We start from the raw sequence: 20732 nt of genomic DNA on the forward strand, positions 1-20732 counted from the left end.
GAATTAAAAGTATTCAATGCAACCAACAAGGTAGGAATTTCGAAGGTGACAAATAGATGAAATTCACACCTTACTGACGGTAAAACGCCGTATCCATATCAAAATCATAACTAACACGGCCAGTGGCAAACCGTGGAATATGATAATAACGCTGGAAGGTGGCAGCCAGACATAGAACGGTGCGACCAACAGCATTCCGATACCAAAACCCGTCATTTGCAGTAAGGTCAGCAGACTGAAAATGGGTAACCGTAGGCTTTCCGGTTCACTTTGTGCCCGGGAAATTAAACTCACTTCTGCAATTCCATCCCCAATACCTGCCCAGACAGCAAATACCAGCAACCAAATCTGGGCGGTTTGCTGGAAAGTCAGGATAAAGCCCGTTGACATCAATGCGACACCGAGAAAAAACAGTTTTTCCATTTTCAATAAGTTGCGACTGCGTAGCAAATAACTGGCTAAGCGCGCACCACTGAATTTTCCCACCGCCCATGTTGCCAATAACAAGCCCATTACCGTACTGGCATTATCCGGATTCAATAGCTTGGAAATGATAGGAAAACCGACGTTATGGGCAGCACTTCCCAGTGTATCCGCCAGACTGAGGAATAACATGCCGGCCAGTACAGGTGCTCCGCGTAACCCAAGACGTAATTCTTGCCATTCGTTCCCTAAAGCCCGTGTTCCTTGTGACTCAGGTTTGGTGAGAAAACGCAGTGGCATAATCAATATTGCCGCGACCAGATAAGTAATAATGTTGACAATAAAAACCATTTCATAACCACTGCCGGCAACCAGTAAACCGGATACCAGACTGCCAAGTACTGCGCCGGTGGCCGCAACGGAAGTCAGCCAGGAATTCGTTGATATACGTTGTGAAGCACATACCCAATGTGGAAGCTGGCTGTTTAACCCGATGGCAAACATTGAGTTACCCAACCCAATCCCGAAAGCAATCACCGGTAAGATCAATAATTGCTGCGAAACCGGGATTATCAGTAACAAACACAGCAGTGTAACCCGCAATAAATCGAAACAAACCAGCGGCCATCGACCAGAATAACGCCGGAAAAAAGGGGTTCCGACTAAACTGGCGATAACACCACCAGCAACACGACAAGCCAGAAAAATACTGACGTGCATAACACTGTTACTAAGCAGGTAAACGTAGGTGGATAACGCCACCATATTCAGAAATGCGCCAAAATCAGAGACAAACCTCGCACTCACGATAAATAACGCATTACGGCCAGACCAACGCACATTCAAACTATTTTCCTGACTTAACATTATTATTAGCTCTCTTATTATTCAGGAGACTGCCGGAAAGTGACCAACAATAAATCCCGAAATGCCTCAGAGGTAGGAGATATTTGCCGAACATTGCTCGCTCGATGATAAAGTTGTTTGTCATCTATTGCGAGGGTTTCCAGAAAATTAGTCATCGCTGTTTGCAGTAAAGGTGGTGCTTCATCACTGCTGGCATGAACTTCAGAAATCACAGGGACAATATTATGACTTTGAATAAAATGCATAAAAATCCACTCTTGTCCATCCTGATGAATGCCAGAAGTGGTCGGACTCTCTTTACCTGACGAAGCTTTCACCCGGAATTGGTGAATATCAATCGAATAACGATAACCTTTTACTAATCGTCCGCCTAAGATAGCAATATTCGTTGAAAGAATACGTTGCATAATAGGATGGTTGATAAACTCTTCTTCCGCATAACTAAGTTGGTTAGCGCCTTTTGTATATTCAACGTCATAGATGACTGATGAGCGATATTCACTGTCCCGATTAAGTTGTAAAGGATTTTCCATGCCGGGACAATAATAATAGCGCAGAATTCGTCTTTCCCTATGTGTATAACTTTTGAAATTTTGATCCAACGCTAAATTATTCCAATAGCTTTTAAATGTTCTGGCATCTGCTTCATGATATGAAATCAGTTCATCAAAATGAGAAATATGGCAATAATGCTTATCCCTTAATTGTGTCGAAATGTCTGTAATTCGCATGAGTGACAGCCCTTATAAGATTGGCGTAATAATGGGTTTTACATGCTGTATTATTTCATTGTGTAATGCATAGGCATGGAAAGCATTATCAACTTTTGCCCAGCACCTTATAAGATAATGTTCTTCTGTTTCCGCATCAATATAACAGCCAGCCGGCTGAGTCCGGCATTCGATGACGCAAGCGTTATTTTTGATGTACTCAATATTTTCTATCCCATGAAAATAACCGCTATTTTCCGGATAAATAGCTAACATAGAGTAATGTTGTTTACCTGTCATGGCCTGCTGTTGGCCTTGTTTAATCTGTGTATCAATATCTTTCTCATGTAAAAGAATAGAAAGATAAAGTTGGTAAGGATTTAGTCCTGCAACATCACGAAATGCGGTACTGACAAATAGACCACCAAGCCGAGGATTAATTTCAATAACTACCGGGCCATCTGACGTCATGCGGAATTCAAGATGAGCAATAGCATAGTTCAACCCGACAGCGTGTATACAGGCAATGGCATAATCTCTGATTTGTTGCTGTTCTGCTTCGGTAAATGAAACAGGTGGAGAAATAAGTAGATTCTCTAATATCGTATTGTTTTTTTCAGTCAGAATCAGTTTTTCATTTATTAAAATCGGATAAGTTTCATCCTGAGTCATTACACATTCAATAGTACCTTCAATACCCTCAATATATTCTTCCAGCAGCATACTTTGCCCGGGCTGATTAAGGAGTGATATACCTTCAGAGGTAAAATAGGTCTCAGTCATTCCCAGAAAATGAATGGAAGCGGTAGATTTGTATTGTATTTTAAATAATTGATAATGAGATTGTAATTCAGGCCAGTTATTGCATTTCTTAATAAAAACTGAGCCTGCGCCAAAAGGCGGTTTTGCTATAACCGGATAACCAATTATTTCTGCTTGCTGATATAATTCCTCTTCACTATTACACAAGGCATAATTTATTGATCTAATTCCGTGCTTTTGTAATGCCTGACGCATAAGAAATTTGTTGTTACAGGCAGCAATAGAAGCGGAAGAAGAGTGAGGTATCCCGATTTTTTGGCAGATTTCGGCAATCATACAGCCCAGCTGCCCATAAGCAGAAGCCTGCCCCGCATAGCAGAGAATTGCGCACAGGTTGTAAGTCTGTTGCAAGCTAATAACAAACGCCTGCAAGGATTCAGCCGATAACGATGCCAAGAAAAAAACTTCATCACTGTCAGCAAAAAGCCGTTCAGTATTCTGACGGCCTTTATGCGCCACCGTCAGACAAGAGATTCCCATCTTTTTTGCTTCTGCAAAATGAGGTTCCCGGTAGTAATAACGTGTTACATCCGCTTCATCAATATCAACAAATAGAATTGCAGTTGGTTTCATGTGAAATCCTCGTAATACACGGGCTATATACCCTTAGTATTTCAGATCGCTGAGCGAGCAACTGACTTTCAGCCGTCAGTTATCTGAAATCTATCGGGTATAAGTTTATTTTTTATTTATTAAATTAACCGTTGATAAAACAATAAATGGGATTAATTATCTAACCATTCACATGGTTCATTTTTCCAGTTAATAAAACGATAATAATGTTGACTGCCACGGGTTTCGAAATAAGGGATTTCATCAGGATCCGTGAACAATGGAACGGTAAATTTTCCCTTCATATGTGGCAAAACATATTCCGGCAAGGCAATGTTAGAAACCCGGCGTTTGAGCTTTTTCATGATAGCGATGCCATCATTAATTGAAGCTTTATATTCCGAAGAACCCGGCGAGAAAGGCATAAAGTGATAGAGATAATAAGGTTTCACGCCAATACGATAAAGCGCTATAAATAACTTATGCAGGGTCTCTTCACTATCATTAATGCCACGTAAAAAAGGCATATTGGAAAAGACAATCGGCACAACTTGTTGGATACGACGCACCGCAGACTGGAATTCCTCACTGATTTCCAGTGGGTGACAAATATGCACACCAAACGCATTAACACGATATTTTTCCAGAGCGTCTAACAGATTATCGGTAATACGGTAAGGATTAAAAGTGAGAGCACGGGAATGAACACGAATCAACAGGTCATCCCTGATTTCTCTGATAGCCGCGAGGGATTCAGCTAATTTGTTATCCGTCAGCATCAGCGGATCACCACCGCTCAGGATAACTTCTTCGATTGAAGGCGTATTCTTGATGTATTCTATGGACTGCTGGAAGGAACTACGACCTGCGTTGGATTTCCCTGAATCAACTTTCAATGTTCGCAGGGCTTCAAAACAGAACTGACAGTAGGAATTACAGGCATTCACCATGCGCAAAATGACTCGGTTGTCATATTTATGCTGGCAAATAGGGGTTTTCATTTCATCATTCAGCTCCCAGTTTTCTGATTCCCCGTCATAACCACTCTGCTTCTCTTCATGCCAGAACGGAACGACTTGCCGCCAGAGTGGGCTTGCGGTGATATCGTCAGATTGACTGGTGGCTAAAATACGACGCAGATAATAAGGGGTGATCTGCATCTTTTGCCCCTGTAGATTTTGCTGGATACGCTGGGTTATTTCTTCGCTCCATCCGCCACAGGCTAAACGTAAGGCTTCTTCATCACGGATGGCATTTTTTTGCTGCCAGCGCCAGTCAATCCAGTTTTCAGTTGAAGTAGTCAAAATTTGCTGAGAATGAGGTACGACATGACTATAGTTCATTATTGCCTCTAATTTTCATTATTATATTAATTGTGTACCTCTCATAAATAACATGCTCCCATATCTCAATCTGTGCGTTAGGCCTGATAACACTCAGATGGAGACATAGGAGCCATTTCAATTTATAGATTTATTTAATAATTATTAATCTGTTTTCACTGCCGTTTTAATTTCAATACTGCTTGCCTTAATCTCAATACTGTCCGCATTCACATCATGGATATGATCTTTGGTCAGGCGGTATACCACCGGGCTTAACAGAGCAATCGCAATTAAGTTAGGGATAGCCATCATCGCATTGAGTGTGTCTGCTAATAACCAAACTAAACTCAGTGACTGAGTCGCGCCAATTGGTAGCGCAATGATCCAGACAATACGAAAAGGTGTAATGGCTTTCGTTCCAAATAAGTACTGGATACATTTTTCACCGTAAAAACTCCAGCCTAAGATGGTTGTGAAAGCAAAGATAGCCAGAGCAATCGCAACAAGGTAATGGCCCCCCGGAATCACTGCCGAGAAAGAACTCGCTGTTAGTGTTGCACCGGTTTCACCTGTCAGCCAGCCGCCGGTAATGACAATGGTCAGCCCGGTAATGGAGCAAACTACAATGGTATCGATAAAAGTGCCCAACATGGCGATTAAGCCCTGCCGGATAGGATTTTGGGTTTTTGCTGCTGCGTGAGCGATAGGCGCACTTCCCATACCCGCTTCGTTAGAGAATACACCACGGGCAATACCAAAACGGATTGCAGCCCAGACGGCTGCACCGGCAAATCCACCCTGTGCCGCAACAGGCGTAAATGCAGATTTAATAATCAACGCGAATGCTTCCGGAATTGCGGTCACGTTAAGCCCCAGAACGATAATTCCGATCCCCAAATAACCGACGGTCATCACAGGCACCAGCTTACCTGCAACATCAGAAATACGCTTAATGCCACCAATCAGTACCGCACCGACCAGAAGAACCAGCGCAACAGCAGTAATGGCTTTATCAATACCAAAGCTGCTGTGTAATACTTCAGCAACCGAGTTGGCCTGTACTGTATTGCCGATACCAAAACCGGCCATACTACCAAACACGGCAAATAACGTTCCTAGCCAGACCCATTTTTTTCCTAATCCATTTTTGATGTAGTACATGGGGCCGCCAACATAGTTGCCGTTTTTGTCTGTTTCACGGTAACGCACTGCCAGCACGGCTTCAGAATATTTAGTCGCCATTCCTACTAATGCCGTCATCCACATCCAGAACAGTGCACCCGGCCCCCCCATGACAATGGCGGTTGCTACCCCGGCAATGTTTCCTGTCCCTATTGTTGCGGATAATGCGGTCATTAATGCATTAAAAGGTGAAATCTGCCCTTCGCCACGTTGTTTGTTTTTTTGGAAAAGTAATTTGAAACCTGTTCCTAATTTACGGATAGGCAGGAAAGACAGACGGATTTGCATGAAAATACCAATGCCCAGAAGACCAATCAGCATTGGTACTCCCCATACAACCCCGTTTATTGCACCTAACCATTGTGTGATCAGCTCCATATACAACCCTCGGAATTATAAATAACAAGTTAGCAACAAAATTGTTTCAACTAAATAAAGAGCATTTTGAGAAAATAATCGAGAACTAATTGCTAACTCTTGTTAATAAAACTTAATACTGTGAGTATGATCACCGAGTCAGGAGGCATGTTAATGATTTTATTTATTACTGTTTTTCGCCATAATAAAATCAATGACAAAGCGCTATTTTATGAATTTTTATCACGTAATCCGGTAAAATTTAGGTTTTTATAATGTATAAATCGGTATTATTCCCTTGTGAATAGTTCATTACATAATTAAGGGTTATCCGTGGCAAAAATTGGTTATATCAGAGTATCAACAAGTGACCAGAATAGTGATTTACAAAGAAATGCATTAGCCAATATCCACTGTGAAATGATTTTTGAAGATAAAATCAGTGGAAGAACCGCCAATCGTCCGGGATTAAAACGTGCGTTGAAGCATCTGAAATCTGGCGATACGCTGGTTGTCTGGAAACTGGATCGTCTTGGACGCAGTGTGAAAAATCTGGTGACATTAATTTCAGAACTGAATGAACAGGGAATTCATTTCCAAAGCCTGACGGATAGTATTGATACCAGTACCGCAATGGGGCGTTTTTTCTTCCATGTGATGAGTGCACTGGCAGAAATGGAACGTGAATTGATTGTCGAAAGAACAAATGCGGGCTTGGCGGCAGCCCGGGAACAAGGGAGGATCGGCGGACGACCTGTCAGATTTACCGAAGAAGATCGGCAACAGGCCGCCAGATTACTGCATAAAGGCCATACCAGAAAGCAGTTATCCATTATTTATGATGTATCACTGTCAACCATTTATAAATATTTACCCGTGAATTTAGCCACTACATCAATTCGTTCAGAGTAAAAAATCGTTGATAACGTTCACCCATTCTGTTGGGTTTTCCACTGGTACAGCATGACCACTCTTTACTTCCCTGTACTGGCTGTTTTTCACACACCGATGCACTTCTCGCACCAGATAAGGCGGGATAAGCGTATCGTGGCTTAAGCCGATAATTAATGTGTCTTTATTTATCCGGGTAAGGTGATTCTCGATATTTACTGTTAGTCCCAGAGCTATGCGTTTGTCCGTCTCTTTTTCTGATGGTCTGGCACAGATTTGATTGAGAGTCTCCTGCCCCAATGATGAAATAAATTCCGAGCTAAGAACATGGGATAAGCCAAAAGCTGTTGCTAAAGCCTGATCACTGTTTTCTAATTTTAACCACGTTGTGAACATCAGTCTGAAATAGGGATCGTCATTGGTTGCCCACGGAGCCGTCAATACCAGTCGATTCACTAGTTGTGGATGAGTCGCAGCAACAACAGCAGCAACCACTGCCCCCAAAGAGAACCCCACCAAATCCACAGGCCCATCGCCACTATCATTGATCACTGCAACTACTTGCTCTGCAAGATGTTCAATCGTCAGCTCACCGGATGGCAAACTGGAGTTACCACAGCCCGCATAATCGGGAATAATCACCGCCCGGTCACGGTTAAATGGGGTTTTTATCTTTCCAAAACTACTATTCCCATCGCTATTTGTACCATGCAGAAACATCACTGGGTTCTGGGAGTTTTCCCGATTTTCACTAAAGTCTTTACGATAAGAGACAAATGAATCTGCCAGATGGATAGTTTTTTCAATCGAATGCACTGTCTATTGCCCCGCCTAGATTTAAATGGTGTTGTTTTATACACTAAATCAACCAGATAACACTGTGACCTATTCGAAAATCCAGCATATTGAGTATTACCTTATTTGAGATTATAAAAGAATGCATTATTATCTACTTTTGACAATTTTAGCAGGCAATAAAACTGAAAATTGAATCATTATGCATCTAAGCAATCATAGCTTCTTCAATTATTGTCAGTAGATGCCAGTTCAGCGTTGACTCATATGCAGCAGATGTTTATGACACACAACCAATTAAATGGAAAATAAGAAGTAAAAACAATTCAGTTCTTCCTGCCAAAATCGCTGTTGAAAATAAAGAAACCGCCCAAACGATATTGTCTTTTGCATGTGACCTTATCGTCTAGAATAAAATTTTATTAGGATAGACTCTAAATGAATAATTGGACAAATTATGAGTGCAAACTTACCACTAAAAATTCACTGAATGATTTTGGAAATTCTACGTATTTCGTATATGAAGATTGTATTGTCAGAAAAGCCCCGATAAATCGAGAAAGGAGACCAAATAAAACAGAATCGTTTCACACACATATAACCTACCTGAATCCAAATTGTTTTCATGAAAGAGAGCTATTAAAAAAAAAAGCAGAGGTACAATTACTATATACAACTGATATATCTATTGTTTTCCTTGTGTGCAGCGGAATTGAGAATATACACATTACTGCGTACAAAAATCCTGAGATAGGATGGTTTCCATTTGATTTTGTTTACTCAAATGGTCGTGTTTTGAGAAGGCATCTTGGACATAAAATATTGGATATTAACCCGGGTCGACATGACCTTCCTCTTTAAAAAGTCTTTTTGTATTAATTAAACTGATATGTGGATACCGACTTAATGATTAAGAAGCTCAATTCACTGTCATACGATATACAGTGATACAGTGGTAAGAAGCGAGAAAAGTATCCCGAATTTCTTGATCACCACAATATAGGCAGAGTACATATCGCAGAAATAGTTGCCATCACGGGTAATAGGTAAAGAAATATTGATTTTAGTTTCGTGCATTAACTGATTATTAAATGTTATTCATTTATTATTCAGTAGAGATAAAGTTATTAGGTTTATTAATTTCTTGATAATCACGTTATAGGTGGATAGTAAAATGAAAAAATATCTTTTTCTTTGCCTAGTAGCGGGTACGACTCTTTTCGCTTCAGTACAGACTTATGCTTGGTTTTGCAGATCTGAGATGTTAGACCCCGTAGCATATGACCGCTGTGTAGCTCAATGTGACGCGTTGAATCCAGGAGAAGCGGGACATGCGAATTGTTTATAATAAATCAAGGACGGTACTTATGCCGTCCTCTCACCTACATAAAAAAATGCAGACCCGAAGGCCCGGTCATGACTCCAATAGTTAGATTGACATATGCTCTATGGCTTTCAAAAGATAGCAAACTGCAAATGAATTAGTGAATTACGAACTAATGTTCCTCTTCAAAAAAATACGCATCTAACCATTGGCAGCACGACCCACCTGTGCACATACCATCAGATTTAATTACTTTGCTGATTCTTTAACTCTATCATTTTGTTTATTTCTTTTGCATTCCAGCTAGGACCTGTATAGACGCTATGATGCTGGCTGTACCACCATTCAGGCATCGTATCTGGAAACATTGTGTAATTGCTATCAGCGCACGCAGATAGCAAAGCGCTAATAGCAAAAATTGCTGTCACTTTTAATGATGATAATTTTTTCATTTGATTAACATTATAGTTTGTTTTTGTTGGCACCCACTCTGGTTATTATATCAAAGCGACATTGGTTGAAATTCGCACCTTGAAATCCATAATTGAATTGGGCTATTTTTCCCCACAGTCAATACAGCGCCGAAGGCAACCCCCGTCCTGTACTACGGGAGTTGCCTAAGGTTATCTTCGGGCTTTCAGGTGAACCTGAACAAAACCTAACTGTTTTTCTAGGGGCCGTGGATGTTTTGTGAAGGAAACTTGGACGGCATGATAATCTGGTATCATAGTTTTCGCAAAAAAACTGCTACTTTGAAACCACTATGCCAAGAACTATGTTACCAGCCCCTTTGCGGAATAAGCTATTTTTATTCATACAACAAAGAAAAGCACCGTCTTACTTTCACTGCTTGAGAACGGGGATCCCGTGGCGGGACACTTCCCTGATAAATTTGGAAAATGGAATATCGTCAGCGCCATATCTTTCAAGCGTGACAGTTTCACGTCGTCCGTTAATTCGGTAATCATAACGAAACGAGACTGTACCTGCTTTTGTAACGGCTACATAGAGTCCGTCACGGTCAGAAATCTTGTATAATTTATCGGTAGGTTTGAGGTTTTTTAACTTGGTGTCTGTCAGCATAGCGGTATCCTTTTTATCGTTCTGATACCGTCAATTTCACAAAAAAACCTGACGGTATTTTGATTCATCAGAGATAAAGTATATTACGATACCGTCAAAAATACCGTCAATAATCGCATGCTGATATGGTGAGGCTTGGTGAGGTTTGGGGATGAAAAGACCCTGAAATCAGGGTCTTAATTCAAAAATCATGATGATTTGGTGAGGCTTGGGAAGGCGTTATATCATTCCCATTCAATTGTTGCTGGTGGTTTGCCGCTTATGTCATAGACTACGCGCGATATCCCACTGACTTCATTGATGATACGGTTTGATACACGGCCAAGGAAATCATATGGCAGGTGTGCCCAGTGCGCGGTCATAAAGTCGATGGTTTCTACTGCACGCAGGGAGACAACCCAGTCATATTTACGTCCATCCCCCATTACTCCAACAGAACGAACTGGCAGGAATACGGTAAATGCCTGACTGACTTTGTTATACAGATCAGCTTTATGCAGTTCTTCAATGAAGATAGCATCAGCACGACGCAGCAAATCACAGTACTCTTTCTTCACTTCACCCAGTACACGTACACCAAGACCCGGGCCCGGGAATGGGTGGCGGTACAGCATGTCATATGGCAGACCCAGTTCCAGACCAATGCGGCGAACTTCGTCTTTGAACAGCTCTTTCAGAGGCTCAACCAGACCCAGTGCCATATCTTCCGGCAAACCACCTACGTTATGGTGAGATTTGATTACATGCGCGTTACCTGTCGCAGATGCTGCTGATTCGATAACATCCGGGTAAATCGTACCCTGTGCCAGCCATTTAACCTGAGTTTGTTTTGACGCTTCTTCGTCAAACACATCAATAAATACGTGACCGATGGTTTTACGTTTAGCTTCAGGATCATTAATCCCCGCCAGAGCAGAAAGGAAACGATCTTCGGCTTTAACATGGATGATGTTCAGGTCGAATTTACCCTCGAACATCTCCATCACCTGCTCCGCTTCATTCAGACGAAGCAGACCATTGTCTACAAATACGCAGGTCAGACGTTTGCCAATTGCGCGGTTCAGCAGCAGCGCTGTTACTGAGGAATCGACTCCACCAGACAGAGCAAGGATAACTTTATCATCACCGATCTGCGCACGCAGACGCTCTACGATATCATCAATGATAGATGCAGGTGTCCACAGGGCTTCACACTGGCAAATATCCAGCACAAAACGTTTCAGGATGTTCAGACCCTGATGAGTGTGAGTCACTTCCGGGTGGAACTGTACACCATAAAAACGTTTTTCTTCATTCGCCATAATAGCAAATGGGCAGCTATCAGTGCTGGCTACAGTCGTGAAGCCTTCCGGAATGGCAGTAACTTTATCGCCATGGCTCATCCACACATCCAGTACCGGTGTACCTGATTCATTCAGTGCATCCTGAATACCGCGGAACAGTTCGCTATCACCTTTCAGCTCAACCTGAGCATAGCCAAACTCACGCTCACTAGAGGTAGAAACTTCGCCACCCAATTGCATAGACATGGTTTGCATGCCATAGCAGACACCCAATACTGGCACACCCGCGTTGAACACATATTCTGGCGCACGTGGACTGTTGTTCTCAGTTGTGCTTTCCGGGCCACCAGAAAGAATAATGCCGCTAGGGTTAAATGCACGGATTTGTTCTTCAGTGACATTCCATGTCCAAAGTTCACAATAAACACCGATTTCACGGATACGGCGAGCAATAAGTTGTGTATATTGCGAGCCAAAATCAAGGATCAAAATGCGATGTTGATGGATATTAGTTGTCATTAGAGGTGAATTCCCAAAACAAGTGGCAATTAAAAAATAAAAAAATCAGTGACCCGCTATCGCGAGCCACTGTGTAAGTAAATTACAGGCCTAAACGGTAATTTGGTGATTCTTTCGTGATAGTCACGTCATGAACGTGGCTTTCCTGAATACCCGCGCCACTGATACGAACGAATTCTGCTTTAGTTCTCAGTTCATCAATCGTAGCGCAGCCTGTCAGACCCATACAGGAGCGTAGTCCACCCATTTGTTGGTGAACGATGTTTTTCAGCAGTCCTTTATAAGCAACACGGCCTTCGATACCTTCCGGTACTAATTTATCTGCCGCATTATCAGTCTGGAAGTAACGATCAGAAGAACCTTTAGACATTGCGCCCAGAGAACCCATTCCACGATAGGATTTGAATGAGCGCCCCTGATAGAGTTCAATTTCACCCGGAGATTCTTCTGTACCTGCCAGCATGGAACCAACCATCACACATGCAGCACCTGCGGCAATCGCTTTAGCGATGTCACCAGAGAAACGGATACCACCATCAGCAATAACCGGGATCCCTGTTCCTTCCAGCGCTTCTACTGCGTCAGCAATGGCGGTAATTTGTGGTACACCAACACCGGTCACGATACGGGTCGTACAAATAGAACCAGGGCCGATACCGACTTTAACAGCATTCACACCAGCTTCTACCAGCGCTTTAGCGCCTTCACCCGTTGCCACGTTACCACCAATGATTTGCAGATTAGGGTATTTAGCGCGGGTTTCGCGGATACGCTGCAAAACACCTTCAGAATGACCATGGGATGAGTCAATCAGCAACACATCTACACCAGCAGCTACCAGCGCATCAACACGCTCTTCGTTGCCAGCACCGGCACCAACAGCAGCACCTACACGCAGACGACCCTGCTCATCCTTACAAGCGTTTGGTTTACGTTCTGCTTTCTGAAAATCTTTCACTGTGATCATGCCGAGCAGGTGGAAGTTATCATCCACAACCAGTGCTTTCTCTACGCGTTTTTCGTGCATTTTCTGCAATACTACGTCACGGGCTTCACCTTCTTTTACCGTCACCAAACGCTCTTTTGGTGTCATTACTGCGGTAACCGGCAATTCCAAATCTGTCACAAAACGCACATCGCGACCAGTAATGATACCTACCAGCTCGTTAGATTCTGTTACAACAGGATAACCAGCGAAGCCATTACGTGCAGCTAATTCATTAACTTCACGCAATGTCGTTTGTGGCGTGACAGTGACAGGATCGGTAACAACACCACTTTCATGTTTTTTCACGCGGCTGACTTCTTCAGCCTGACGTTCAATAGGCATGTTTTTGTGAATAAAGCCAATTCCCCCTTCCTGTGCCAACGCGATAGCCAGAGAAGATTCCGTCACGGTATCCATTGCTGCTGAGAGCATAGGCACGTTCAGGCGAATAGTAGATGTTAATTGTGTGGACAAATCTGCCGTGTTAGGCAGAACTGTAGAATGGGCAGGAACCAACAGAACGTCGTCAAAAGTTAATGCTTCTTTTTTAATTCGTAACATGAGCAATATCTCACCAAGCTATGGGGCGTCAATAAGGGATAAAATATTGCCGCGGCATTATACAGGCCGTAATCGGTTGCCTCCAGCATTTTCTGAAAAAATTTCTTGATTAGTGGTGGTGAGCAGTTATTATCAGTCAATTAAGTCCTTGTTTTAAAATTTGATCTAGCTCACATGTCACTGCCAACCAACACTGGAATTTTTTCTGTTAGTCGTCTGAATCAGACGGTTCGTCAGCTATTAGAGCTTGAAATGGGTAGAATTTGGCTCAGTGCTGAAATTTCTAACTTCTCCCAACCTTCGTCAGGTCATTGGTATTTCACGCTGAAAGATGAACGGGCACAAATCCGGGCGGCAATGTTCCGTAGTTACAATTTGCGGGCGACATTCCGGCCACAAAATGGTCAACAGGTGTTAGTAAAAGCACAGATCACTCTGTATGAACCACGGGGTGATTACCAATTGATTGTGGAAAGTATCCAGCCTGCCGGAGATGGGTTACTACAACAACAGTTTGAGGTTTTAAAACAGAAACTCACCGCTGAAGGGTTATTTGAGCAGATTTATAAAAAACCGCTTCCCTCCCCTGCAAAACGGCTTGGTGTGATTACTTCAGCCAGTGGTGCTGCGTTACACGATATTCTGAATATTCTGAAACGACGTGACCCTTCTCTACCGGTTATTGTGTACCCTACCGCAGTTCAGGGAACAGAAGCACCGCTACAAATCATTCGGGCGATTGAATTAGCTAATATCCGGCAGGAATGTGATGTTCTCATTCTCGGGCGCGGTGGTGGCTCACTGGAAGATTTATGGTGTTTTAATAATGAACAGGTGGCACGGGCGATATTCCATAGCCAAATTCCTGTCGTCAGTGCCGTCGGGCACGAAACTGACGTCACTATTGCCGATTTCGTCGCTGATTTACGTGCACCCACGCCTTCCGCTGCAGCTGAGTTAGTGAGTCGTAATCAACTTGAGCTGCTGAGACAAGTTCAATCCCTGCAACAGCGCCTCGAAATGGCAATGGATTACTTCTTTGCCCAGAAGCAACGTATTTTTAATGGATTACACCACCGTCTCCAACAACAACGCCCTGATTTACGGCTGGCTCGTCAACAAAATCGTTTATCTGAATTACGTCAGAAATTAATTGATGGTTTACTACGTCATTTAAAACAGAATTCTTCTGTCAGTGAAAAATTAATTCAGCGTCTGTTACAACACACTCCTGAACAGGAGATAAGACATCATAGCCAGCATATTCAACAGATTGACTTTCGCTTAAAACAGGCAATTGAGCGGCAATTATCCCGCTATAAAGAGAGATTCGCTGTTTCTTGTTCACGAATGGAAGCTGTCAGCCCGCTGGCAACCTTGAGTCGTGGTTATAGTATCAGCGAAACACCGGATGGGAAGCTGCTGAAGCAGATTAAGCAAGTAAAAGTGGGGGACTCACTGAAAACACGAGTACAGGATGGCTGGGTTGAGAGTCAGGTGACTCAAGTGAAAAAAGCTAGCAAGAGAAAAAATAATTTCACATTATAATTTTTAAATTAATAAGAGGGTTATATTAAAAATCCCCACCTTATTATATTTTTCCTCACTCTGTCACTTGATGAATGACATCTTTATTCTACACTTAATTACATAAGGAAATCACTTATTAAATTAACATTTAAATCACTTTCCTAAAAAAGAAATTAATATTTTTTTAGAATAACATCTAAAATTAACATTTTAAAAAAATAACTCTATATCTTATATAGAATAGGGTATTTTAGAATAAACTTTAACCTTATTAATTCTTATTTTAATTATCAAAACTACACAATACTAAATCGCGAGGATATTATGAACGATGCAGTGCTACAAATACAAAACATTAGCAAACCAGTGATAACAGATATTGAAAAATGTACTGATTCTTTTTTTGACTTGATTAAAAGCATAGCTAAAACATTACTTGATGCTAATATCATCTCCACTCAAACATATAATATTATAATAGCTTCATCTGAAGGGTTGGCAGAACTCATCAAAAAAATCATTGATTCTGTGTTCATAGAAAATAACACTAAAATAAAATAGAGTGAGATAACTATGCAAGAAATAACAAGTTCGGCAGAAAATTTTAAATTAGGTGATAAATTAAAAGCTGACATCATTGATATTATTACAAATATAGAAAACTTAGTCAAAGGAATTATTTCCTTGTTAAAAGATGCCAAAATAATTAGCGAGAAAATATATAATGATATATGCATCGGAATTGATTTGGCTATCAACAGTATTAAGGCGATAATTAACAACCTACCAAAACAGCCATGAAATATAATTTCATATTATTTAACGAAAAACAGTATTTTAATATAATATATAGCTACACCTGCATAAAAAATATTAATAGCCACTCTAGGTAACATCCCAGAGTGGCTATTATCTTAATATTCTATCAGAAACGAATTTCAGCACCCATTACGTAGGTTCTGCCGCGGGCGGTTTGGGATGTAACTTCACCACTAGTCACATTTGGTGAAGAGTTCATACGGTTCAAAGCATCTGCATAGTTTTTATTAGCGACGTTCTGTACAGAAAATTTAACAAGGATATTTTTATTCATTTGATAATCTGTATATAAGTCAATAATAGTCGGTATCTTATCATCTTTTACCATTTTCTCCTCAATGTCCCAACTTACATCTATATCAGAATCCTGATGATAAGATTGTCCCGTATATTTCACTATTGCACCTACACTTATTTTTTCTTCCAATAGCCGAAAGCCAGTATCCAATGTCATATACCACTCCGGTAGCTGAGATGCGGAGCTTGTTCCCATGACAGTTGCCGCTTGTGAGGTAGGTTGCCGTGTCTTCTGATGACTATATGCCAACGAACTATAAAAGATACCAGCATCGTAATTAGCTTCCATCTCAACACCTTTGATAATGACAGGGGTTAAACTGTTAGTATATATATATGTATTAACATCAGCACTTAAATCATTAATATCCACCTCATTTATTGATATATCATTTTTACACATTTTTCTTTCACCACAAAGTGTATATTTATCACTATTAATATAATTTTTAATTTTAGTGTGAAATAGTGCTGCCTTCAGATAAAATGAGTCTCCATCAACAATTAAATCTGGGCGATAGCTATTAAAACCTATTTGATAAGTATCCGATTTTTCACCCTTAAGAAAAGGGTTGACAGAACTACCTTCTCCGCCACCATAAAATACTTCCTGAATATTAGGTGCCCTCATTGAATGTGTATAACTTACAAATGGCTGAAATTCAGGCATGATTTCTGCTGATAACAAAATACTTGGGTTGATTCCATGATCTTTAACATTCACCGGAGCAGCTCCCTGAGGAAAGCAGGGAATACGAGGGTCACAGGCAGGTTTAAATCCTTTAATATTATAATTTAAATAATTTACTCCTAAATCAGCCGTATAAATACCATGCTCTATTTTCAATCTACTATAAATACTATTAATATATTGCTTTCCATTCGGTGAGAATTGGATGTCTTCTTCTTTTACTGTATTTTCAGCACCAAGACCTATGAACGTTTTTTTATTGTATTCAGTGTTCATAAATTTACTACCAAGAGTAAATGCAAAATCAGTATTGCCATAATTAAATCGGCTGGTATTTTTGATATTAATGGCAGCAGATTTATTATGCGATTCACTACCACCTAAACCAGGTATAGCTCCAGATTGCACATTCTGATCACTACGCCCCGTACTAAGTAAAATTTTAGTATCAATTAATTCACTAAATGGTGTGTAATGATATTTCAGATAATAATCATAACTATCTACATGACGTTTAGTAAATTTATTATGATAAAAACGCCCAGCTAACTCCAAATCATGAAAATCATTTGGTTTAATATTGATTTTCATCAATTGTGAATTGGGTTTCTGTTTAAATGTTTTATCTGTGCCAAATTCGTCACTGCTAATTCCCATGCCATTTTTATAGTGAGCATCAATACTGTGACCACTCATAGCAAGCATAGCACCAATCGAACCTTCAGTGCTGAATGCCTGCGTTTTTCCTGCAATGGCAATCATACCATTTTTACCTAATCCATTAGTACCATAAGTTGATTTAGTGAGTATACCGAGGTTATTTCCTTCAAAAATAACATCATCAATATCAATAGTACGGAAGTTAGCACTTCCCACCAGCGCATTAACTGAATCCCCATCACTAACCTGCCCACGATTAATATCCGTTCGGATAATAAAATTAGGATCAATTAAGCTACCAAATTGATTATAAGGCTGTTGCCCATGACCATATGGATTCGGAGCTATACCATAAAAACTCTGGCTCACCCCGTCTACCATCATATTAACGCGGCCAAATCCGCTCATGCCACGGATATTCACGGCTATCGTCCCCTGACTGGCGTCCATCTGGGTATAAGTGCCCGGCAAACTACGTAATACGCTGTCCATCGATTCCAGTTTATTATCTTCTCCCACAGAACTATAAGCACCGGGTTTTTCCATGGCTTCAATTTGTGGCCTGTTTTTATTATCCTGAGAGCCGGAAACTTTTAATGGGCTGAATCGCATGACTTTCTGGTTTTTATTGTCATCTGTGTTTTCAGCGTAAGCGATTCCCTGAAGCCCGATAAATACTGCACTGGCTCCAGCTATTCTTGCCATGATTTTCATTAATATCATCCTAAATTAAAAATATTTATTAAAGCTCACATTGCTTCGCTAATTTTGCGATAATTTTATTGTTTTTAGGGTGTAAAAACCCTGGATACTGATAACGAATTATCAGTATCCATCATTATTAATATATTTTTATTAATCTTTTAAGTGTGGGAAATAGGTTTTAGCATCATCCAACATCAACAGGAAACTATAATCGAAAGCAATATCGTTTATACGATTAAAACGCCCCGGCTTTCCACCGTGACCTGTATCCATGTTAGTTTCTAATAACAGTAAACTATCCCCTTTTTTCATTTCCCTTAATTTAGCTACCCATTTCGCTGGCTCCCAGTATTGCACCTGAGAGTCATGTAAGCCGGTTGTTACTAATAAATGAGGGTAACGCTGGGGCTGAATATTGTCGTAAGGGCTATAAGATTTCATACGGAAATAAACGTCCTTATCATCCGGATTCCCCCACTCATCATATTCCCCTGTCGTTAACGGAATAGACGGATCAAGCATTGTCGTCACAGCATCAACGAAAGGAACTTTAGCGATGACACCACGATATAGCTCCGGTGCCTGATTAACCACCGCTCCCATCAGTAAACCACCTGCACTGCCACCTTCGGCATAAACTCGTTTACTATCGCCATAACCTTCAGCAATTAATGCCTTCGTCGTATCAATAAAATCATGGAAGCTGTTCATTTTATTTTCGAGCTTACCCTGAAGATACCAATTACGGCCTAAGTCACCACCACCACGAACATGCACCAGTGCATAGACAAAACCACGATCCAACAGGCTTAAAAGTGCAGAACTAAAATACGGATCCATGCTGATACCGTAGGCACCATAGCCGTAAATCAAAATCGGGTTCTGACCTTTTTTGAACAGGGACTTGCTATAAACCAAAGAAACCGGTACTTCTACCCCATCCCGCGCTTTGATCCAAATACGCTGACTTTCATAGTTTTCTTTATTGAACCCTTTCACTTCCTGCTGTTTCAGCAATTCACGTTCACCCGTTTGCATATTCCACTGGAATACTGAACTCGGCGTTGTCAGGGATGAATAACTATAACGCAGCAAATCCGTTTCTGGTTCAGGGTTATAGCTCAATGATGCCATATAAGCTGGGTCATCAAATTTAACCTGTTTTTCTTGCTGGGTTTTCCAGTCAATCTGACGAATTGAGGACAATCCTTTAGTTCGTTCCTGTACCACCAGCCATTTGTTAAACAGGGTAAAATCTTCCAGATCAGTATTATCCTGTGGCGCAATCACCGTTTTCCACGGTTTATTAATGGCATCTGTCTGATATAGACCAAACAATGGGTGTTCATAATTGGAACGAATATAAAATTGCCCACGGAAATGGTCGATATAATATTCACGCCCAGCCTGACGGGCTGAGAACATTTGTGGTTCCTGCTGTGGATTATTTGCATCTATCAACCGATATTCTGAGGTTGAATAGCTGGTGATCGAAACCAGAATGTAGTCAAGCGAGGTACTTTTCGAAATTGACAGATAGAAACGATCATCATCTTCCTGATAGATCTTTTTATCCTGTAGGGTATCCGTACCATATTGGTGACGAAATAGCTGGTAAGGCAGCAGGGTTTGTGGATCTCTGCGGACATAGAACAGGGTCTTACCATCATTAGCCCACAAAATATTACCGGAAGTATTCTCTATAACACTATTCTGCCACTCACTGTCACCAAAATTTTTAAACGAAATTTGGAAGTTACGGCGGCCCTGAGTATCTTCAGCGATAGCAATGCGTTTATTATCGCGGGTTACAGCAAACCCACCGATTTGGTAAAATTTATGGCCTTTCGCGCGTTCATTACCATCAACCATGACCTGCCAGTCAGTTGAATTATCAACCGGCTTACGCTGATAGATTGGGAAATCTTTACCTGATTCATAAACGGTGCGATAAATATAACCATTGTAGGTATAAGGTACCGACTGGTCTTCCTTATTCATCCTGCCAACCATTTCGTTATACAGCGTTTCCCGTAGCTCCTGACCAGATTTCAGCATCTCTTTGGTATAGTTATTTTCAGCGGCCAGATAATCAATAACGTCTTTATCCTGACGCTGGTCATCACGTAACCAATAATAATCGTCAATACGGGTATCACCATGAATAGTCATTTCATGCGGCTGCTTTTTAGCCATAGGTGGTATCATTTTTTCCTCCATCGCGATAGCCGTGACGCTATTACTCAGCAAACTGCTACCCAACAAAAAACTGAGCACGGCTTTTTTGGCTTTTGGTGAAAACACCGTTTTATACTGTGACATGCCATTCGTCCTGTTTTTTTATTGTT

16 protein-coding genes and 1 pseudogene are annotated in these 20732 nt (G+C 41.1%); 5 read left to right on the forward strand and 12 right to left on the reverse strand.

What is annotated here, in order from left to right; translation table 11 throughout:
* Nucleotides 1–63 precede the first annotated feature (63 nt).
* The 5 genes from AAC855_RS05475 to AAC855_RS05495 all read right to left on the reverse strand — a co-directional run bounded on the left by AAC855_RS05475 (nucleotide 64) and on the right by AAC855_RS05495 (nucleotide 6259).
* Nucleotides 64–1290, reverse strand: coding sequence for an MFS transporter (locus AAC855_RS05475; protein ID WP_340608625.1), 1227 nt, complete (start codon nucleotides 1288–1290; stop codon nucleotides 64–66).
* 17 nt (nucleotides 1291–1307) lie between these two features.
* On the reverse strand, nucleotides 1308–2021 hold the full coding sequence (locus AAC855_RS05480; RefSeq protein ID WP_340608626.1) for a 2OG-Fe dioxygenase family protein: 714 nt from the start codon (nucleotides 2019–2021) through the stop codon (nucleotides 1308–1310).
* Between the two features lie 12 nt (nucleotides 2022–2033).
* Nucleotides 2034–3395, reverse strand: coding sequence for an ATP-grasp domain-containing protein (locus AAC855_RS05485; protein ID WP_340608627.1), 1362 nt, complete (start codon nucleotides 3393–3395; stop codon nucleotides 2034–2036).
* Nucleotides 3396–3547: 152 nt separating this feature from the next.
* Nucleotides 3548–4717, reverse strand: a complete 1170-nt coding sequence (locus AAC855_RS05490; RefSeq protein WP_340608628.1) for a KamA family radical SAM protein — start codon at nucleotides 4715–4717, stop codon at nucleotides 3548–3550.
* 144 nt (nucleotides 4718–4861) lie between these two features.
* Complete coding sequence (locus AAC855_RS05495; RefSeq protein WP_340608629.1) at nucleotides 4862–6259, reverse strand: alanine/glycine:cation symporter family protein; 1398 nt, start codon at nucleotides 6257–6259, stop codon at nucleotides 4862–4864.
* Between the two features lie 312 nt (nucleotides 6260–6571).
* On the opposite strand from AAC855_RS05495, the gene AAC855_RS05500 reads away from it, so the two are divergent.
* Nucleotides 6572–7150: a recombinase family protein gene (locus AAC855_RS05500; RefSeq protein ID WP_340608630.1), complete on the forward strand. Its 579-nt coding sequence runs from the start codon at nucleotides 6572–6574 to the stop codon at nucleotides 7148–7150.
* On the opposite strand, the gene AAC855_RS05505 is transcribed toward AAC855_RS05500, so the two are convergent.
* A complete protein-coding gene (locus AAC855_RS05505; protein ID WP_340608631.1) occupies nucleotides 7142–7945 on the reverse strand; it encodes an alpha/beta fold hydrolase in 804 nt (267 codons plus the stop codon). The genes AAC855_RS05500 and AAC855_RS05505 overlap by 9 nt on opposite strands.
* A 417-nt stretch (nucleotides 7946–8362) precedes the next feature.
* On the opposite strand from AAC855_RS05505, the gene AAC855_RS05510 reads away from it, so the two are divergent.
* Nucleotides 8363–8785: a hypothetical protein gene (locus tag AAC855_RS05510; RefSeq protein ID WP_340608632.1), complete on the forward strand. Its 423-nt coding sequence runs from the start codon at nucleotides 8363–8365 to the stop codon at nucleotides 8783–8785.
* A 708-nt stretch (nucleotides 8786–9493) separates the two neighbouring features.
* Here the strand turns inward: AAC855_RS05510 and AAC855_RS05515 are convergent.
* From AAC855_RS05515 to guaB, 4 genes and pseudogenes are all read right to left on the reverse strand, one after another.
* Nucleotides 9494–9700: a hypothetical protein gene (locus tag AAC855_RS05515; protein ID WP_141554489.1), complete on the reverse strand. Its 207-nt coding sequence runs from the start codon at nucleotides 9698–9700 to the stop codon at nucleotides 9494–9496.
* A gap of 424 nt (nucleotides 9701–10124) precedes the next feature.
* Nucleotides 10125–10331 (reverse strand): annotated as a pseudogene (locus AAC855_RS05520) (Arm DNA-binding domain-containing protein); the annotation flags it as partial.
* A gap of 224 nt (nucleotides 10332–10555) precedes the next feature.
* On the reverse strand, nucleotides 10556–12133 hold the full coding sequence (guaA, locus tag AAC855_RS05525; protein ID WP_340608633.1) for a glutamine-hydrolyzing GMP synthase: 1578 nt from the start codon (nucleotides 12131–12133) through the stop codon (nucleotides 10556–10558).
* 82 nt (nucleotides 12134–12215) lie between these two features.
* Complete coding sequence (gene guaB, locus AAC855_RS05530; protein WP_099110907.1) at nucleotides 12216–13682, reverse strand: IMP dehydrogenase; 1467 nt, start codon at nucleotides 13680–13682, stop codon at nucleotides 12216–12218.
* Nucleotides 13683–13856: 174 nt separating this feature from the next.
* On the opposite strand from guaB, the gene xseA reads away from it, so the two are divergent.
* The 3 genes from xseA (at nucleotide 13857) to AAC855_RS05545 (ending at nucleotide 16013) form a co-directional block, all read left to right on the forward strand.
* The gene (gene xseA / locus AAC855_RS05535; RefSeq protein ID WP_340608634.1) at nucleotides 13857–15230 is read left to right on the forward strand and encodes an exodeoxyribonuclease VII large subunit; all 1374 of its coding nucleotides are present in this window, start codon (nucleotides 13857–13859) and stop codon (nucleotides 15228–15230) included.
* 306 nt (nucleotides 15231–15536) lie between these two features.
* Nucleotides 15537–15773, forward strand: coding sequence for a hypothetical protein (locus AAC855_RS05540; protein WP_340608635.1), 237 nt, complete (start codon nucleotides 15537–15539; stop codon nucleotides 15771–15773).
* 12 nt (nucleotides 15774–15785) lie between these two features.
* Nucleotides 15786–16013: a hypothetical protein gene (locus tag AAC855_RS05545; RefSeq protein ID WP_340608636.1), complete on the forward strand. Its 228-nt coding sequence runs from the start codon at nucleotides 15786–15788 to the stop codon at nucleotides 16011–16013.
* Nucleotides 16014–16137: 124 nt separating this feature from the next.
* On the opposite strand, the gene AAC855_RS05550 is transcribed toward AAC855_RS05545, so the two are convergent.
* Both AAC855_RS05550 and AAC855_RS05555 read right to left on the reverse strand, forming a co-directional pair.
* Complete coding sequence (locus AAC855_RS05550) at nucleotides 16138–18393, reverse strand: TonB-dependent receptor domain-containing protein (RefSeq protein ID WP_340608637.1); 2256 nt, start codon at nucleotides 18391–18393, stop codon at nucleotides 16138–16140.
* 141 nt (nucleotides 18394–18534) lie between these two features.
* Nucleotides 18535–20706, reverse strand: a complete 2172-nt coding sequence (locus AAC855_RS05555) for a S9 family peptidase (RefSeq protein ID WP_422824354.1) — start codon at nucleotides 20704–20706, stop codon at nucleotides 18535–18537.
* Nucleotides 20707–20732: the final 26 nt, after the last annotated feature.

The sequence above is a fragment of the Xenorhabdus bharatensis genome, from assembly GCF_037996705.1.
Taxonomy (GTDB): domain Bacteria; phylum Pseudomonadota; class Gammaproteobacteria; order Enterobacterales; family Enterobacteriaceae; genus Xenorhabdus; species Xenorhabdus bharatensis.

Excerpts from the sequence above, each read along its gene's own strand:
- AAC855_RS05555 (WP_422824354.1), bottom strand. The coding sequence starts at position 20,706 with ATGTCACAGTATAAAACGGTGTTTTCACCAAAAGCCAAAAAAGCCGTG.
- AAC855_RS05480 (WP_340608626.1), bottom strand. The coding sequence starts at position 2,021 with ATGCGAATTACAGACATTTCGACACAATTAAGGGATAAGCATTATTGC.
- AAC855_RS05510 (WP_340608632.1), top strand. The coding sequence starts at position 8,363 with ATGAATAATTGGACAAATTATGAGTGCAAACTTACCACTAAAAATTCA.
- guaB (WP_099110907.1), bottom strand. The coding sequence starts at position 13,682 with ATGTTACGAATTAAAAAAGAAGCATTAACTTTTGACGACGTTCTGTTG.
- AAC855_RS05475 (WP_340608625.1), bottom strand. The coding sequence starts at position 1,290 with ATGTTAAGTCAGGAAAATAGTTTGAATGTGCGTTGGTCTGGCCGTAAT.
- AAC855_RS05545 (WP_340608636.1), top strand. The coding sequence starts at position 15,786 with ATGCAAGAAATAACAAGTTCGGCAGAAAATTTTAAATTAGGTGATAAA.
- xseA (WP_340608634.1), top strand. The coding sequence starts at position 13,857 with ATGTCACTGCCAACCAACACTGGAATTTTTTCTGTTAGTCGTCTGAAT.
- AAC855_RS05515 (WP_141554489.1), bottom strand. The coding sequence starts at position 9,700 with ATGAAAAAATTATCATCATTAAAAGTGACAGCAATTTTTGCTATTAGC.
- AAC855_RS05495 (WP_340608629.1), bottom strand. The coding sequence starts at position 6,259 with ATGGAGCTGATCACACAATGGTTAGGTGCAATAAACGGGGTTGTATGG.
- AAC855_RS05550 (WP_340608637.1), bottom strand. The coding sequence starts at position 18,393 with ATGAAAATCATGGCAAGAATAGCTGGAGCCAGTGCAGTATTTATCGGG.
- AAC855_RS05490 (WP_340608628.1), bottom strand. The coding sequence starts at position 4,717 with ATGAACTATAGTCATGTCGTACCTCATTCTCAGCAAATTTTGACTACT.
- AAC855_RS05485 (WP_340608627.1), bottom strand. The coding sequence starts at position 3,395 with ATGAAACCAACTGCAATTCTATTTGTTGATATTGATGAAGCGGATGTA.
- guaA (WP_340608633.1), bottom strand. The coding sequence starts at position 12,133 with ATGACAACTAATATCCATCAACATCGCATTTTGATCCTTGATTTTGGC.
- AAC855_RS05540 (WP_340608635.1), top strand. The coding sequence starts at position 15,537 with ATGAACGATGCAGTGCTACAAATACAAAACATTAGCAAACCAGTGATA.